This window comes from Bradyrhizobium sp. HKCCYLRH3061 (assembly GCF_051168015.1).
Lineage (GTDB): Bacteria > Pseudomonadota > Alphaproteobacteria > Rhizobiales > Xanthobacteraceae > Bradyrhizobium.
The window spans coordinates 49,674-65,925 of the sequence record NZ_JBNPUE010000017.1; the positions used below are offsets into that span (position 1 = coordinate 49,674).

The following is a 16,252-nucleotide window of genomic DNA, read 5'->3' on the forward strand; positions in this document are numbered from 1 at the left end:
CCTCGCGTAGAGCTATATCGTGGCGCTTTTGTGCAACGCAACGGAAATTCCACTATCAGGAACTGTTGCCGCGCCCGCTTCCAGAAAAAGGGGGATCGAGGCATGATCAGGCCTTGGGCTTGGTTGCGTCGATCGCGGCCTTGCCGATGGCCTGGCCGACTTCGCTTGCCTGTTCGGCGAGCGATCGCATCTGGCCCTGAACGAATTCGCTGTGCAGCCGCAGCACCTCGGGCAGGTCCTTGGCGTGGACCAGCGATTGGGCGTAGTCGAGCGACGACTGGACGTTCTTTTCCGCGTAGGACAAGACCTTGGAGCCGATGTCCTTGGCTCCGGCCCGCACTGTCGCACCGCGCTGTTCGAGCGAGCCGGCCGTCGCCTCCGCTCCGGCCAGAAACTTCTCAAACGTCTGACGTGCCTGGTCGAAGCCCGCCTCCGCCATTGCCCGCACGTCTTTCGGAATCTCGAATCGTCGTCCATCGTCGGTCATGCTTTCCTCCTTCTGAAGTCCCGATTGGCTGCGCCCTCGTCTCTCAGCAGCTTTCCCGCTGCCGAGCGGCCCCGAACCAGTCCAGGGTATCATCGTGCTATCGAGAGCCGAGATTGCAACGGTCCATGCCGGTTTCGCCGCGATTCCGAGCCCGGGGGGCTCACGAGGAACACATTAAGGTTATCCAAGCTTTAGCAGGACAGGAGTGCGGCCCCGCCGTGGACCTCGGCCCTCAAAACGCGCGATAGTAACGAATTCTTAACGCTTCCAGTTCCGGCCGCCGGTCATCCACGGCCGATCAACATCACAAGAGCCGTTCGCCGTCGTCGCCCATGACCCACGCCGATCTCGAATTGCAGGCCCTCAGCGACCCCCGGCTGGCCGTCCACGCCGCCGGCAGTCTGCCGGCCTGGCTATGGTCGGCCGATGGCGGCCGTGTGCTGTGGGCCAATGCGGCCGGTGCGCGCGCCCTCGGTGCGACAAGCGCAGCGGCGCTGATCGCGAAAACGTTCGGCCCCGCCGACGCGCATCGCCGCCAGGTCGCTCAATTGGGACGGCGGCTGCCCGAGACCGGCGCTTTGCGGCTGGAACGTCTACGTGGTTTCGGCGCGCCGCTCGGCACGCTCGCGACCTGCGGCTGCGCCAGGATCGACCTGCCCGATGGCACGCGCGCGGTGCTGATCACCAGCACTGACGGGGGTGGACGTAGCTTCCCACTGGCGGATCGCCTGAAGCGGCTGGCGGAGACGAGCGAGCATGCGCTGATCGCATTCACCCAGGACGGCCAGTTCGCCGGCATTAGTTCAGCCGGACGGCGCCTGTTCGGCATGCGCGACCTGACCGAGCCGGATTTCGTCGAGATACGCAGGGCGGCGCTGGCCGATGGCATGGCCGAATTGACGTTCGGCACGGAGCGCGCAGCGCTCTACCGCATCGGCAGCGGCAATCAGGTCGGGCTGGTGGCCGTCCCGATGCCGGCCCCTGCCGACGAGATCGAGGCGCCGGGCTCGGCGCCAACTGAGCCAACCGCAGATGCCGCCCCGGCATCATCAGCCCCCGTGGATGTTGCCGCTGGGCCCGCGGTCGTGACTTCGCCTCCTCTTCCGATGGATGCAATGACTGAACGCCAAACCGACGACGAATCCCCCGCGCTGTCGAACGACGCGCCGGCCGAGTTCCTGCTGATCGACGATCCGGCCGAAGCTGATCTGTTCAAGGCGCCGGCGCCGCAAACGGAAGATCACGCGCATCCTGCCGAATCCGGCGCGGCGGAGCCTTCAGTCGGCCGTCGCCATCCGCTCCGATTTTCCTGGCAGATGGATGCCGAGGGACGGTTCTCGATCGGCTCCGATGAATTCACCCACCTGATCGGGCGGCACGGCGCCGCCGAGCTCGGCCGTCCCTGGCATGAGCTCGCTGCATCGCTAGGCCTCGATCCCGACGGGCGGGTCGGTGCCGCGATCGAAACGAAAGAGACCTGGAGCGGGCTCGTCGTCAGCTGGCCCGCCGAGGGCGAGCGGCTTGCGGTCGAATTGTCGGGACTGCCCGTCCTGGCGGAGGACAGGACCCATGCCGGCTATCGCGGCTTCGGTGTCTGTCGCGACCTCGACGCCCTGGACCGGCTGGCCGCACTGCGTCGCCCCGCATCGACCGACGCAGCCGCGACCGATGTTCCGGACGCCGACGAAACCGAGCTTGCCCAATCCGACCATGTGCGGGCCGCAGATGTGCCGCCGCAGCAGGACAACGTCACTGCGTCATCGCGTGAGGCTTCCATTGCGCCGGACGTACACCACATCGAGGGCATCGGGCTCGAAACGACCGGGAACGTGGTCCCGTTCCGCGCTCCGGGCGAGTCCAAGCATCCTGTGCTCACGCCGGTGGAGAACAGTGCGTTTCATGAGCTCGCGCGCCAGCTGTCGGCCCGCCTCGAAGGTGAGATCCGCAACGCGCCCGCGGACGTCCAGGGCGTGGTACCCGAGCCGGGATCGCGAATGAGCGATCCGCTCGTCCCGCCGCCGCAGCAGGCTCCGTCGGCGACGGAGACGGCGCCCGATCAAGGCGCGGAGCTGCACACCGAATGGCTCACACCCGAGGAGCCGCCGGCCCAGGGCGACAGCCAGCGCGACCGCATCCTGCTCGACCTGCTGCCCACGGGCATGCTGATCTACCGGCTCGACCGCCTGCTCTACGGTAACCCGGCCTTCTTCAAGCAGATGGGCTACGCCGACCTTGCGGCCTTGGAGCAGGCCGGCGGGCTCGATGCGCTCTATGTCGAGCCGGGCGTGTCATCTGCACCCAACAAGTCCGAGGCCGGCACTCCCGTCACGATCTCGGCCGCCGACGGCTCCTCCAGCGAGGAGGTGAAGGCGGAAGCCCGCCTGTTCACGATCACCTGGGACGGCGATAGCGCGCATGCCCTGATCTTCGCTCCGTTGCCCGGCCCTGCGGCTGCGATTCCGACGACCGACGTGGCACCGATGCCGGCCCCGGCCCCCGCCGCGCTGGTCGTCGCCCCGCCTCCGGCTGCGGGCCACGCCGAAGCCGAAGATCTGGCGGCGATCCTCGACGTCACCGCCGAGGGCATCCTGATGTTCGACGCCGGCGGCAACATCCACGCCTGCAACCGCAGCGCCGAGGCGCTGTTCGGTTACGATGGCGCGGCGCTGGTCCGCCGCAACCTGATCGAGCTGTTCGCACCGGAGAGCGCACGCCTCGTGCTCGATTATCTCGACAGCGCGCAGCAGTCCGGCGCGTCGAGCGGGCTCGACAAGGGCCACGAGGTGCTCGGGAAGATCGCTCAGGGCGGTGTCATTCCGTTGTCGATGGCGATTGGCCGGACCAGGACCGACGGTCCGAATTTCTTCGCCGTGTTTCGCGATCTGTCGCAGCTCCGCCGCGGCGAAAGCGAATTGCTGCAGGCCCGTCGCGTCGCCGATCGGGCCGCCAACGCCAAGGCCGACATGCTCGCCCGGATCAGCCACGAGGTGCGCGCGCCGCTGAACGCGATCATCGGCTTTGCCGAGGTCATGATCGGCGAACGTTTCGGCACGATCGGCAACACCCGCTACGCCGAATACATGAAGGATATCCGCGCCTCGGGCGAGCGCGTGGTGTCCCTGATCGACGATCTCCTGGAGCTGTCGCGCATCGAGACCGGGAAGCTCGAGCTCGCTTTCACCAGCCAAAACTTGAACGAGCTGGTGGAGGGCTGCGTCGCAGCGATGCAGCCGCAGGCCAACCGCGCCCGCATCATCATCCGCACCTCGCTGTCGCAACTGCTGCCGCCGGTGATCGCCGACGTCAGGGCGCTGCGCCAGATCGCGATGAACCTGATCTCGGCCTCGATCTCGCTGGCCAATCCCGGCGGCCAGGTCATCGTCTCGACCGCGCTGACCGATTTCGGCGAGGTCGCGCTGCGCGTGCGCGACACCGGTCATGGCCTGAACGATCAGGAGGTGGCCGCCGCGCTCGAACCGTTCCGTGCGCCCTCGGCGGCCGAGCAAGGCTCCGACGGCGCCGGTCTCAGCCTGTCGCTCACCAAGGCGTTGGTCGAGGCCAACCGGGCGCAGTTTCACATCAAGGCGGCGCCGAAATCCGGCACGCTGATCGAGGTGGTGTTCTCGCGCGCCGTGGCGCGCAATCAGAGCACCGGCTGAGCCGATCCCGCCCGTCGCACCGCCAGTGAACGACGCTTGAGGCCGAGCAGGAGCGGACCGAACGCCACCACGAAGCCGGCGAAGGCAATGATCCAGGCCAACGCCGCGACGTGCAGCAGCGCCTCGGCATGCGTCGGCGCCAACACGGCGCAGACCCGCGTGACCGCTGCGACGATGATCGCCAGATAGATCGCCTGGGTCGCGGGCGCGGCCGTCAGCGCCTCGCCGGTGTGGCCGAGCGTGGCCCGCGTCATGACGGCGAGCGTCGTGATGCCGGCGGCCCCGACCATCCAGGCGTGCAGCCCCGCGCTCGGCAGAATCCATCCGAGGCTGGCGGCGGCCGTGAGCAGGAAGCCGAGCGGCACGAACAAATAGCCGACATGCAGGATCACCAGCAAACGCTCGCGCAAGGTGCGATCACCGGCCCAGCGCGCGAGCCTCGCCCCGTGCAGCGCGCCGGCCGCAGCGAGCGCGAGCGCCGTTGCCGCACTTTCGGGAGCCAGGATCCAGCCGAGCAGGCTCAGCGCGCTGAACAGGACGACGGCAAGGTCGAAGCGGCCGAACGGCACCGGCAGCCGGCCGGGATTGTGCTTGACCAGCCAGTTGCGGGTGAAGCTCGGCGTGATGCGGCCGCCGATCAGTGCGAGCAGCAGCACGATCACGGCAACGCCGATGCGGATCGCGTAGTCGGCCGAACCGCGCAGATGAGCCTCGACATGGAACGCGATGTTGCCGGCGCACAGCACCGTGACGATCGCGACCACCGGCAGATTCCGCCAATTCCGCCCGGCGACGATCTCGCGGGCGGCGGCCAGCACGACGAGCACCAGGAAGCTCGCATCGATCAGCATCGCGGCCCACCACGGACCGAGCGCAGACATCGTCACCGCCAGTCGTCCGGCCATCCAGACCAGCACGAGGGTGAGCAGCGGCACGCCCCGGATCGGCAGCCGTCCGGTCCAGTTCGGGATCGCCGTGAACAGGAAGCCGGTGACGATGGCCGGCAGGTAGCCGTAGAGCATCTCGTGCACGTGCCAGTCTCGGGGGGCAAAGCCCGAGCTCAGCTTCAGCTCGCCGTAAAAGGCCGGGAGCCAGATCAGGATCGCCAGCGCAGCCTGGAGCGCGCCGAGCAGAAAGAACGGCCTGAACCCGTTGGCGAGGACGGTCCAGCCCTGATAGTTGCGTGGAATGGCCATGTGCATGCTCGCTCGATGGGCGACGGGAACCGCGCCGATATGGCGCTGTGTGCTTAACATGTAGTTGCGCGTCGTCCGATATGGCTTGCGCCAGCACAAACTTCCGACGGATCGCAAAAACGTGCTATTGAGCGGGCAAAATTCGCCGTCGGCCCGGAGAATATCATGGCTTCCATCGACCGCTCGCTGGTCGCGCATCTGCCGCTGTTTGCGGGGCTGTCCGCGGAGGATCTGACGGATGTGCTGCGCGAAGCCCGTTCGATTCGCGTTCCACGCAACGGCGCGGTGTTCGAGCAGGGCGCCGATGCGATCTCGTTCTTCCTGCTGCTGCACGGCCATGTCCGCGCCAGCAAGACGACGCCGACCGGCGACCAGATCGTGGTGCGCTACGTCGTGCCCGGGGATACGTTCGGCGTCGCCCCGGCCATCGGCCTGCAGCACTATCCGGCGACTGCGACCGCCGTCGACGACAGCATCGTGCTGGCCTGGCCGTCCGCCGCATGGCCGAGACTGGTCGCGAGGTTTCCGTCGCTGGCGGCGAACACGCTGCAGACGGTCGGCCAGCGGCTGCAGGAAACCCATGCGCGCGTGATCGAGATGTCGACCCAGCAGGTGGAGCAGCGCATCGCGCACGCGCTGCTCCGGCTCGCCAACCAGGCTGGCCGCAAGCTCGATCATGGCGTGCAGATCGATTTCCCGATCAGCCGGCAGGACATTGCGCAGATGACCGGGACGACGCTGCACACGGTGAGCCGCATCCTCTCCGGCTGGGAGCAGCTCGGCCTGGTCGAAAGCGGGCGTCAGAAGATCGTCCTGCGCGAGCCGCACAAGATCGTGCTGCTGGCGCAGCAGGGCGCCGGCGATGCGGCCGCATCGCGTAGCTGATCACGCGCAGGCACACAGCGCCGAGAGGAACGCGTCGGGATCGACGCCATGCTCGTGGCAGGCATCCGCGACGTTGTGAAAGCAGGCGATCGGGCAACCGACGCAACGCATCTGGAAAGCAAGAAAGACGCCGATGGTCTCCGGGCTTCGCCGCATGACATCGTCGACCAGTTCATCGAAGGAGATTGGCATGCGCGCCTCCATTCCAAGTCCAGCGCGAATGGTAGCGGGCATGCCGTTGGCGGTCTTTGTCGCGGCACAAGCACCGCGGCACCTCGACGGTCAGACCGCCCGGCTGTGCAGCTGCTTCGACGCGTCGAGATGCGCATCGAACGCCGCGGCGACACTGCGCACCAGGAACCGGGAATGCTCGGTCACCGCGAGCGCACCGCCGTTGAGCTCGACCACACCGTCGGAGATCAACGATTGCAGCCGCGGCGCCGATCTCAGCATGTCGTCGGTGTCCGTGCCATGGCGGGTGCAGATGACATCGAGGTCCACGCCGTAGTCGCACATGATGCGCTCGATGATGTCGGCCCGCAGGCGGTCGTCATCGGTCAGTCCATAGCCTTTCACGGTCGCGAGGCTGCCGGAGGCGATCTGCTGCTCATAGGCCCGGACCTGCGGCGCGTTCTGGACATAACCTTGCGGCAGCTGCCCGATCGCCGAGGCCCCGAAGCCGAGCAGCAGATCATTTGCATCGGTCGTATAGCCCTGGAAATTGCGATGCAGCCGGCCTTCGCGGAACGCGATGGTCATGGGATCCGTGGGCAAGGCGAAATGATCGAGCCCGATCTGCACGTAGCCTGCGTCCTTCAGCGCGTCAGCGATCGCGCAGGCCTGATCGTAGCGTTCCAGGCTGTCCGGCAACGCCGAGTCCTGAATCTTGCGCTGGTGCGTCTTGAACGATGGCACATGAGCGTAGCCGAACACGGAGAGCCGGTCGGGGCGCAGGTCGATGGCGCGCCGGACGGTGTCGAGACACGACTCAACGCTCTGATGCGGCAGTCCGTAGATCAGGTCGAAGTTGATGCCGGCAACGCCGGCCTGACGCAATCCGTTCGTCGCCGCCGCGGTCTGCTCGAAGCTCTGCACCCGGTTGATGGCCTGCTGCACCCGCGGATCGAAGCTCTGCACGCCCAGGCTGGCCCGATTGACCCCGCTCACCCCCAGCGCCGCGATCATCTCCGGCGTCAGCGTGCGCGGATCTATCTCGATGGCGATCTCCGCCGACGGCAGCACGAAAAAGGAATGGCGCAGCGATCCGACGAGATCGACAAAGGACTCCGGCGCCATGATGGTGGGCGTGCCGCCGCCGAAATGAATGTGCCCGACCTGCAGCCGCCGGCCGATCTGGCGCGCCACCATGTCGACCTCGCAACGCAGCGCCGATTCGTAGACCGCAATGGGCTCGTCGCGCTTGGCGACCATGGTGTTGCAACCGCAATACCAGCACATCGAGCGACAGAACGGCACATGCAGGTACAACGATGCCGTCGCGCTCGCTGGTATCGCGCGCAACCATTCTGCGTAGGTGGACGGGCCGACCGCGGCGGAGAAATGAGGCGCCGTAGGATAGCTGGTGTAGCGCGGGAGGCGCTCCTGTCCGTAGCATGCTGCAAGATCTGGTCTCATGTCCTGCCTGTCACCTGAGCGTATCGACCTGGGGTTGGGAGCTTCTTGACACAAGGCAAGAGGGACGGCCTTGAGCTTTCTCAAGGCGCGGCCGGCAGATACCCCGTTGGAACAGTAGAACGCCGGTGATCACCGCGAACTTTGCGCTTCCTCAAAGTGGCCGGCTCATTTCACGTCATTATTGATTCACCGACGATTCGAGGAAACCGCAATGGAAGCCCTGCAACTGCTGCTCCGTTCATTTGCTTTCCTCGCCGGCATCCGCGGCCATATCCCCCAGTCCGACGGCTTTGAATCGTTCCGCGACGAGTCGGGGCCAACGGGCCTGCTTGGCAACATCGCCATGTTCATGACCACGGTGTTTTGTATCGCGGCGGCAGTCGCCTTCGTCGTGTTGTTGGCGGTGCGCTGGCTGAGCTGATGAGTTCGGAAGCACATCGTCGGTCCAGAGTCCTGCTCTGAAGCAGCGCATCATGGCGCCCGCGATTCTCGTGCCGTGTGGACAAACGGATAGATCGCGTCTTATCGCGTAGTCGCGCGAGACAGCCTGCCCGCTTTGCTCCGCACCCTGTCCGGCCTCCCAAGAAACTGCGCGCCGATGCAACTCATTAGCGCTCTGCGCGGGTACAGTCGCGCCAATCTCGCTCGAAATCCGCCGTCTGATTCCGCAATTGCGAAGTTGCTTGTTGCAGCACAAACAAGCCGAGTTCCAACGGGAGCATGCTGATTGCGGCACTACAACAGATCCAATGAAGGAGCGATCCATGTTGACCCGCCGCACCGCCATGTTCAGTGCAGCCATCGCCGCGATGATGATTGCGGCTCCCGCTGTTGCCGAGGACCTCAAGCTGCCGCGCCAGAAGGTCGATCTGGTGGCTCCGCCGTTCGTGCATGCGCACGAGCAGGCGACCAAGCAGGGACCCAAGATCATGGAGTTCAAGCTCGTGGTCCAGGAGAAGAAGATGGTGATCGACGAGAAGGGCACCACCTTCCAGGCCATGACGTTCAACGGCTCGATGCCAGGCCCGCTGATGGTGGTCCATGAGGGCGACTATGTCGAGGTGACCCTGGTCAATCCCGCGACCAACAGCATGCCGCATAATATCGACTTCCACTCCGCGACCGGAGCGCTGGGCGGCGGCGCGCTGACCCTGGTCAATCCGGGCGAGCAGGTCGTGCTACGCTGGAAGGCGACGCGGACCGGCGTGTTCGTCTATCACTGCGCCCCGGGCGGGCCGATGATCCCCTGGCATGTCGTCTCCGGCATGAACGGCGCCGTGATGGTGCTGCCGCGCGACGGTCTCAATGACGGCCGCGGACACGCGCTGCGCTATGATCGCATCTACTACATCGGCGAGCAGGACCTCTACGTCCCGCGCGACGACAAGGGAAACTTCAAGTCCTACGACTCGCCCGGCGAAGCCTATAGCGACACCGAGGAGGTCATGCGCAAGCTCACGCCGACCCATGTGGTGTTCAACGGCAAGGCCGGCGCGCTCACCGGAAAGAATGCGCTCACGGCCAATGTCGGCGAGAACGTTCTGATCGTGCACTCGCAGGCGAATCGCGATAGTCGTCCGCATCTGATCGGCGGCCACGGCGACTATGTCTGGGAGACCGGAAAATTTTCGAACGCGCCGGAGACCGGGCTCGAGACCTGGTTCATCCGCGGCGGCTCGGCGGGCGCCGCGCTCTACAAATTCCTGCAGCCCGGCATCTACGCCTACGTCACCCACAACCTGATCGAGGCGGCCAATCTCGGCGCGACCGCCCATTTCAAGGTCGAAGGCAAGTGGAATGACGACCTGATGACGCAGGTCAAAGCCCCGGCGGACATTCCGACCGGCACGACGAACTGATCGGCCCAGGGGGGCCGGCGTATCCGGCCCCCACTCTCCTGAGTGTGCTGCCATGCTGCTCGCTTTCAAGATCAAGCTCACCATCGCCTGCGTCGTCGGATTGGCTGGCCCGACCGCAATGGCACCGATCCTTGCAGATCTGCCAAACCGCGCTGCGGGCCTCGACGGCCCTGCCCTCACCGAGATCGCACCCGGTGCGATCGCCTACCGCGACTCTGGTGACCATCTCCGCAGCGGGCGGCAGGCCGAAGCTCCCATCACGACGGTCCGCTTTGATCATCCGCTGACGATCATGACGAACCAGGTCAGTGCCGCAGACTACCACGCCTGCGTCCAAGCGCATGCGTGCCGCGCGCTCGATCGCAACGTTCCCATCGTCATCGATCGCCCGGCCGTGCAGGTGAGTTGGCACGACGCGGTGGCCTACGCTGAATGGCTCTCACGCCGGACCGGCCACAGCTATCGTCTGCCGACCGATACCGAGTGGGCCTATGCGGCGGGCAGCCGCTTCAAGGACGATGGCGTCTCGATCGACGACGCCGATCCCTCGCGGCGCTGGATTGCCCGCTACGAACGGGAAGCCGCCCTGCAAGAGGACTCCGAGACGCGCGGCTTCGGCGGCTTCGGCATCAATGAGCACGGCGTTGCTGACTTGGCGGGCAATGTCTGGGAATGGACCTCGACCTGCTTCACACGCAAGATGCAGGATAGTGCAGGTCGCGTCACCAAGACCGTCAGCAATTGCGGCGTGCGGCTGGCCGAAGGCGCGCATCGAGCCTACGTGACCGACTTCATCCGCGACGCGCGCGCCGGCGGCTGCGCCTCCGGCACGCCACCTGCCAATCTCGGCTTCCGCCTGGTCCGCGAACAGCCTTCATGGAGCCGCAGCCTGACGCAGCGCCTCAGCCGGCTCCTCGGCGCCATTCGCGCATGACGCGGCATGCTCAGCCTCAAGCACGCTCGACAGCAGCCGACGCCGGTGCCGGATCGGCGGTGCCCTGACACTGGCACAAATGACAGTCATACAAAATCAACTTTCGGTTGCGAGATGTAAGCTACAAACGTTAGACAATTTCCGTTGAGAGACGCGATGAGCGGACCAGGAGGCGAGTGTGAATTCTCGACATCCGCCGGTCTTCTTCACGTCCGACCTGCATGGTTACGGAATTGGCAACACCAGCTGGTTCGACGACGATTCGCCTCGCGCACTGGCTGGACGCTGCCTCATCGACGCGCTCGAATATCTGCGGACATCGCCTAAGTTCGCCGCCAAGGACTGGCATGTGGTGAATGCGGGCGCGGCGCGTCTCGTGCACCAATGTCTCACGGACGGCGCGCTGGCGCGCAAGGATATTCTGGATCGTGTGGCTCCCGCCATCGAACAGGTTTGCGCACGGATCGTCGCGAGCCGCCAATATCGCATTCCGTTCTATGGCGACGACTTCTGGGACTGGGCCAGTGTCGTCGACGGCTTGTTCGAGGTACAGCAGGTTTCGGTGACCGCGGCCCAGGTGGCAAGACGCGAGCTCGACCAGTTTCGCAGGACGGTCCACATCCGCATGCCCAGCGGTCTCTCGGTCGGCGACCCCGAGCACGAATGGTTCGGACCGGCGATCGCAACACGCGCCTATCGGCTGCTGGATTCCCGCGCATCGGGAATGGATCCCGACCTGCGCAACGAGTTGCAGGCACAATCGCTCGAACGCATCGAGCGCGGCAGGTATCGCGGGAGGCAGGTGACCCCGTGGCAATCGAGCTGGCACTACGGTCAGGTCGTCGGCGAATTTCAGCGTGCCGCCAGCGAGCAGGCCGCCGAGCTGGCTGATTTTGCCTGGCTCGCTGTTCCGCTCGAACTTGGCAAGCGCGCCCAGGTTCTCGCGCGCATCCTGCAAGGAGCCTACGCCGTCAAGGACCGCAGAACCGTCCTGCAGGCCTTGGAGGAGCTCTACCGTTGCGAGACACCCGGCCGCCCGCTCGGCCAGGGCGTGATCGGCGCCGGCATCGAGGCCTCTCTGGATGTGCTGGAAGCGCTGTGGCAGCAGCTCGACGGTCGGGAGAAGGCCAGCATCAACGCGATGCTCGACGCGCTGCGATTTCTCCATGCCAAAGCCAACACGATCGGTTTCGTGGTCGAAACGCCGGAGGATATCGAAGCCCTGGTCCAGGCCATGGGCCCGGACACACTGATTGAACAGCGCAACGCAGCGCGCGCCATCATCAGGCATTCCTGCTTCCATGCGGTCGTGTGCCTCGGCCGATCGATGGCCGAGGTGGCGAGCGCGGCCGCAGTGGCCATCGAAGAGCATGGGGCGCAGTGGCTGATCATGCCGGGACGGGCCGAAGCACTGGGCCCAGATCTCCCGCATGTCTCCCGCGGCCCGCGATTCGTCGGCGCCGGCCCCGGTGATCTCGTCATCGCCACCTCGGTCGCGCCCTTCCGGATTCAAACCAAGCTGCGCGACGCGCTCAGCATTGCCGAGCCGCCTTCGGTCGATGACAGCGGAATGATCATCCCGGCCGATCCCGAGCTTTGCCGCCTCGCGCACGAGGCCGTGGGTGGCATGCTGGATGACATCGGCGTGTTCTTCGAAGGAATGACAGTGACGTGCGATGACGACGGCACGGATGCCGAGATCTCGGCAGCGTTTCCAGGCGCGCTTGCGACGGATCACATGGCCTATGCGATGGGGCTGATCTGCCTCAGCCGCAGTGTGCCATGCCTCGTCATTCAGGCGCTGGCGGAGACCGCGCCGCCCGCTGCTGCGGGCCCGCCACGGCATGCGGCATGCCGGCTTGCCGTCAAGGTCGCGGAGATGCTGTGCCGGCGCTGGTAGTCGCGCCCTCAGGCATTCTTGAGCGCGACCCGGAACTCGGCTTCGGTCTTGGCCTTGACCTCGTCGAGCGTCACGCCATCGGCGAGCTCGATCAGGGCCATGCCGTCATTGCCGTGCTTGTCGATCGTGAACACCGCCAGATCGGTCACCACCATGTCGACCACGCGCTCGCCGGTCAGCGGCAAGGTGCACTGCTTGAGCAGCTTCGGGCCGTCCTTGGCGCTGTGCTCCATGACCACGACCACGCGCTTGACGCCGGCGACGAGATCCATCGCGCCGCCCATGCCCTTCACCATCTTGCCGGGGATCATCCAGTTGGCGAGATCTCCGTTCTGGGCGACCTGCATGGCGCCGAGGATCGACAGGTCGATGTGTCCGCCGCGGACCATGGCGAAGGATTCAGCTGACGAGAAATAGCTGGTGATCGGCAGCTCGGTGACGGTCTGCTTGCCGGCATTGATGAGGTCGGGATCCTCCTCGCCCTCATAGGGGAACGGACCCATGCCGAGCATGCCGTTCTCGCTCTGCAGCGCGACGTCGACGCCCGGCGGAATGAAGTTGGAGACCAGCGTCGGAATGCCGATGCCGAGATTGACGTAGTAGCCGTCCCGCAGCTCCTTGGCGGCGCGCGCCGCCATCTGCTCTCGCGTCCAGGCCATCAGACTTCCTCCCCGGCTGCAGCGGCGGCTTCACGTTTGCGCACGGTGCGTTGCTCGATGCGCTTCAGTTCGGTTCCGACCTGGATAATGCGCTTGACGAAGATGCCGGGCGTATGAATGTGGTCGGGATCGATCTGGCCGGCCGGCAGCAGATGCTCGACCTCCGCGACTGTCACCCTGGCCGCAGTGGCCATCATCGGATTGAAGTTGCGCGCGGTCTTGCGGTAGACGAGGTTGCCGGCGGTGTCGCCCTTCCAGGCGTGCACGATCGCCAGATCGGCGAACAGGCCGCGCTCCATCAGATATTTCTCGCCGTCGAACTCCCGCACCTCCTTGCCCTCCGCGACCAGCGTGCCGACGCCGGTCTTGGTGAAGAAGGCCGGGATGCCGGCGCCACCGGCGCGGATGCGCTCGGCCAGGGTGCCCTGCGGGCAGAATTCGAGCTCCAGCTCGCCGGCCAGATATTGCTGGGCAAACAGCTTATTCTCGCCGACATAGGACGAGATCATCTTCTTGATCTGCCGTGTCTCCAGCAGCCGGCTGAGGCCGATGCCGTCCACCCCGGCATTGTTGGAGATGACGGTGAGGTCCTTCACCCCGGACTCGCGAATGGCGTCGGACAGGGTTTCTGCGATGCCACAAAGACCGAACCCACCCGACATGATGGTCATGCCGTCCTTGAGGAGGCCAGCAAGGGCGGATTTGGCGTCCGGATAGACCTTGTTCATACGGAAATGACCTGATGCAGAGCGGCGACCGCGCGGATATCGACCGGATTATTAGGCGAAATCTTCGCAATGCGTCAATGATGCCTTCCCAACGCGCACATCCTGCTTTAGCTGTGGCGCCAGCCTGCGCCTCCGGGGCGATCCGGAGTCAGGAATATCAGGGATCCGCCGCAATCCGGCCACACCGGCGGCGTGGCCTTGAAAGCGTCAAGAAAGCGCATCAAGTTGTTGATGTTGGCAGGGGTTTTCGGCGCACCCTGCCCATCCCGCGCAACCAGCGATCCGACGATCCCAGGACATGTCCGTGACCATGGCCCAAGGAATGAGGCGCCTCGGCACACCGATCGCGGTGCTGCTGGGCATCGCGTTCGTGGCCCTGCTGGCGAGCTCCTGGCTGGTCAATCGCGAGGCACTGCGGCAGGCGGTGGAGCACCAGATCCGCGCCGTGACCGGGCTCGAGCTCGTCGTCAACGGACATATCGACGTCTCCTTGTTTCCGGGCAGCTACGTCTCGTTCCACGATGTCGGCCTGAAGGGCAGCGGCACCGAGGATCCGGCCCTGCGCGTCGACGTGCTGACCGCCAATCTGCAATTGCTGCCGCTGCTGTTGCAGCGGTTCGAAATCGCCGATGTCATGATGCTGCGGCCGCAGATCAACGTCACCCGCGAGGCCGACGGCAACAGCAACTGGACTCCCTTCATCGAGACCATCGCGCGCACGATGCGTCCGGGGCCCGACAGCCAGATGTCGTTCTCCGAGATCCGCATCCAGGACGGCATCCTGGTCTACGAGGACACCGAACACCATGCTTCCGAGCGGCTCGACGATATTGATCTGTCGCTCGCCTGGCCGTCGATCTCGCGCTCGTTCGCGGCGACCGGGCAGTTCGATTGGCGCGGCCAGCGCATCGAGGGCTCCATCAGCGTCAGCGACTTCCTGGCTGCGCTGTCGGGGGACCGGTCGGGCTTGAAGATGCGTCTCGCCAGCCCGCCACTGAAGGTCGCCTTCGATGGCACGGTCGCGAACCGCACCAGCGCGCTGATGGAAGGCACGTTGACCGTGGACAGCCCGTCGCTCCGCGATGCGCTGCGCTGGACGGGGCAGACGCCGCTCGGCGGCGGCGGCTTCGGGCGCTTCGCCTTGCGTGCCCGCGCCAACGTGGTCGGCGCCTCGGTCGCCCTCACCAATGTCAACGTCGAGCTCGACGGCAACACCGCCGAAGGCGTGATGACCTACGCCAATAACGGCCGGCAGACGCTGCAGGCGACGCTGGCGGCCGACGCGCTCGACTTCACCCCCTACATCTCGACAGTCCGGCTGCTGGCCAATGGTGCGCGCGACTGGAACCGGCAACTGTTCGACCTCAAGGCCTTGTCCACCACCGACCTCGACATGCGGCTATCGGCCGCAAAAGTCACGGTCGGCTCCTCGAAAATCGGACGCACGGCCTTCGGCGCCAACCTGCGCAACGGCGTGCTCGCCCTCTCGGTCGGCGAGGCTCAGATGTATGGCGGCATCGTGCGCGGCTCGTTCGGAATCGCCCGGGCCGACACCGTGGCCGACGTGAAGGCTGAGCTGCAATTCAACGATGTCGATCTACAGGCCTGCGCCAACGAGATGTTCGGCGTGTCGTCGCTGTCGGGACGCGGCAATCTCAACGTCTCGCTGACGGCTTCGGGCTCGAGCCCGTTCGGGCTCGCCCAGTCGCTCGACGGCAGCGCCAATTTGCAGGGCCGCGATGGCGCGATCTCCGGCTTCAACGTCGAGCAGCTCCTGAAGCGCCTCGAGCGCAGCCCGCTGTCGCGCGGCGGCAGCTTCCGCTCCGGCTCGACGCCTTACGATTCGCTGACGATCGCGGTCAAATTCTCCGAGGGCATCGCGACCGCGGAGGACATCCGCGTCGAGAGCCCGACCGCGCGCATCACGATGACCGGTACGGCCTCGGTGCCGACACGGGAATACGATTTCAAGGGCGTCGCGAGCCTGCTGTCGTCAGGCAATGGCAGCAACGGCTTCGAACTGCCTTTCGTCGTCCAGGGCCCCTGGGAAGATCCACTGATCTTTCCCGATCCGGAAAGCCTGATCCGCCGCGCCCCGGCCGCCGCCCCTCTGCTCGATGCAGTCAAGGACCGCAAGACGAGGGATGCGGTGCGCTCGGTGCTGGAACGATTCACTGGCGGCGGATTGCGCCCGGCCCAGCCGGACAATGCGCCGCAGGCTGACGCGCCGACGGGCGGCACTCCCACCAAGCAGAACTGACCAACTCGGCTTGCTTCGCGTGCCGAGACGCGGCCGCCGCCACGACCTAT

The 16,252-nt window shown here is 65.8% G+C and carries 13 protein-coding genes; 7 read left to right on the plus strand and 6 right to left on the minus strand.

All coding sequences use genetic code 11. The annotated features are described in order from the left end of the window. Positions 1-106 precede the first annotated feature (106 nt). Positions 107-487: a phasin gene (locus tag ACQR2C_RS24780; RefSeq protein ID WP_315802632.1), complete on the minus strand. Its 381-nt coding sequence runs from the start codon at positions 485-487 to the stop codon at positions 107-109. Positions 488-819: 332 nt separating this feature from the next. On the opposite strand from ACQR2C_RS24780, the gene ACQR2C_RS24785 reads away from it, so the two are divergent. After that, on the plus strand, positions 820-4,146 hold the full coding sequence (locus ACQR2C_RS24785) for a PAS domain-containing sensor histidine kinase (RefSeq protein WP_434846779.1): 3,327 nt from the start codon (positions 820-822) through the stop codon (positions 4,144-4,146). Here ACQR2C_RS24785 and ACQR2C_RS24790 read toward each other — a convergent pair. Continuing rightward, positions 4,131-5,342, minus strand: a complete 1,212-nt coding sequence (locus ACQR2C_RS24790; RefSeq protein ID WP_434839593.1) for an NnrS family protein — start codon at positions 5,340-5,342, stop codon at positions 4,131-4,133. The genes ACQR2C_RS24785 and ACQR2C_RS24790 overlap by 16 nt on opposite strands. A 165-nt stretch (positions 5,343-5,507) precedes the next feature. On the opposite strand from ACQR2C_RS24790, the gene ACQR2C_RS24795 reads away from it, so the two are divergent. Next, positions 5,508-6,227, plus strand: coding sequence for a Crp/Fnr family transcriptional regulator (locus ACQR2C_RS24795; protein WP_315802629.1), 720 nt, complete (start codon positions 5,508-5,510; stop codon positions 6,225-6,227). Here ACQR2C_RS24795 and ACQR2C_RS24800 read toward each other — a convergent pair whose 3' ends face one another. Then, on the minus strand, positions 6,228-6,431 hold the full coding sequence (locus tag ACQR2C_RS24800; protein WP_409997929.1) for a DUF1858 domain-containing protein: 204 nt from the start codon (positions 6,429-6,431) through the stop codon (positions 6,228-6,230). It lies immediately after the preceding gene. Positions 6,432-6,509: 78 nt separating this feature from the next. Then, positions 6,510-7,862 (minus strand): oxygen-independent coproporphyrinogen III oxidase, encoded by a 1,353-nt coding sequence (gene hemN, locus ACQR2C_RS24805; protein ID WP_434882323.1) that lies wholly within the window; start codon positions 7,860-7,862, stop codon positions 6,510-6,512. 211 nt (positions 7,863-8,073) lie between these two features. Between hemN and ACQR2C_RS24810 the strand changes: the two genes are divergently transcribed. The 4 genes from ACQR2C_RS24810 (at position 8,074) to ACQR2C_RS24825 (ending at position 12,555) form a co-directional block, all read left to right on the plus strand. Then, complete coding sequence (locus tag ACQR2C_RS24810; protein ID WP_434873592.1) at positions 8,074-8,283, plus strand: hypothetical protein; 210 nt, start codon at positions 8,074-8,076, stop codon at positions 8,281-8,283. 343 nt (positions 8,284-8,626) lie between these two features. Beyond that, positions 8,627-9,721: a copper-containing nitrite reductase gene (gene nirK / locus ACQR2C_RS24815; protein ID WP_315802627.1), complete on the plus strand. Its 1,095-nt coding sequence runs from the start codon at positions 8,627-8,629 to the stop codon at positions 9,719-9,721. A gap of 52 nt (positions 9,722-9,773) precedes the next feature. Continuing rightward, positions 9,774-10,655: an SUMF1/EgtB/PvdO family nonheme iron enzyme gene (locus tag ACQR2C_RS24820; protein ID WP_434882324.1), complete on the plus strand. Its 882-nt coding sequence runs from the start codon at positions 9,774-9,776 to the stop codon at positions 10,653-10,655. 178 nt (positions 10,656-10,833) lie between these two features. Beyond that, positions 10,834-12,555, plus strand: a complete 1,722-nt coding sequence (locus ACQR2C_RS24825) for a hypothetical protein (RefSeq protein WP_434882325.1) — start codon at positions 10,834-10,836, stop codon at positions 12,553-12,555. A gap of 8 nt (positions 12,556-12,563) precedes the next feature. Here the strand turns inward: ACQR2C_RS24825 and ACQR2C_RS24830 are convergent, their stop codons facing one another. Together ACQR2C_RS24830 and ACQR2C_RS24835 are read right to left on the minus strand one after the other, a co-directional pair. Then, positions 12,564-13,214, minus strand: a complete 651-nt coding sequence (locus ACQR2C_RS24830; protein ID WP_315717539.1) for a 3-oxoacid CoA-transferase subunit B — start codon at positions 13,212-13,214, stop codon at positions 12,564-12,566. Further along, complete coding sequence (locus ACQR2C_RS24835) at positions 13,214-13,942, minus strand: CoA transferase subunit A (RefSeq protein ID WP_315802623.1); 729 nt, start codon at positions 13,940-13,942, stop codon at positions 13,214-13,216. The genes ACQR2C_RS24830 and ACQR2C_RS24835 overlap by 1 nt, the downstream gene beginning before the upstream one ends. Before the next feature lie 310 nt (positions 13,943-14,252). On the opposite strand from ACQR2C_RS24835, the gene ACQR2C_RS24840 reads away from it, so the two are divergent. Then, positions 14,253-16,202 carry an AsmA family protein gene (locus ACQR2C_RS24840; protein WP_434882370.1) on the plus strand — a complete coding sequence of 650 codons (1,950 nt, stop codon included), beginning with the start codon at positions 14,253-14,255 and terminating at the stop codon, positions 16,200-16,202. Positions 16,203-16,252 lie beyond the last annotated feature (50 nt).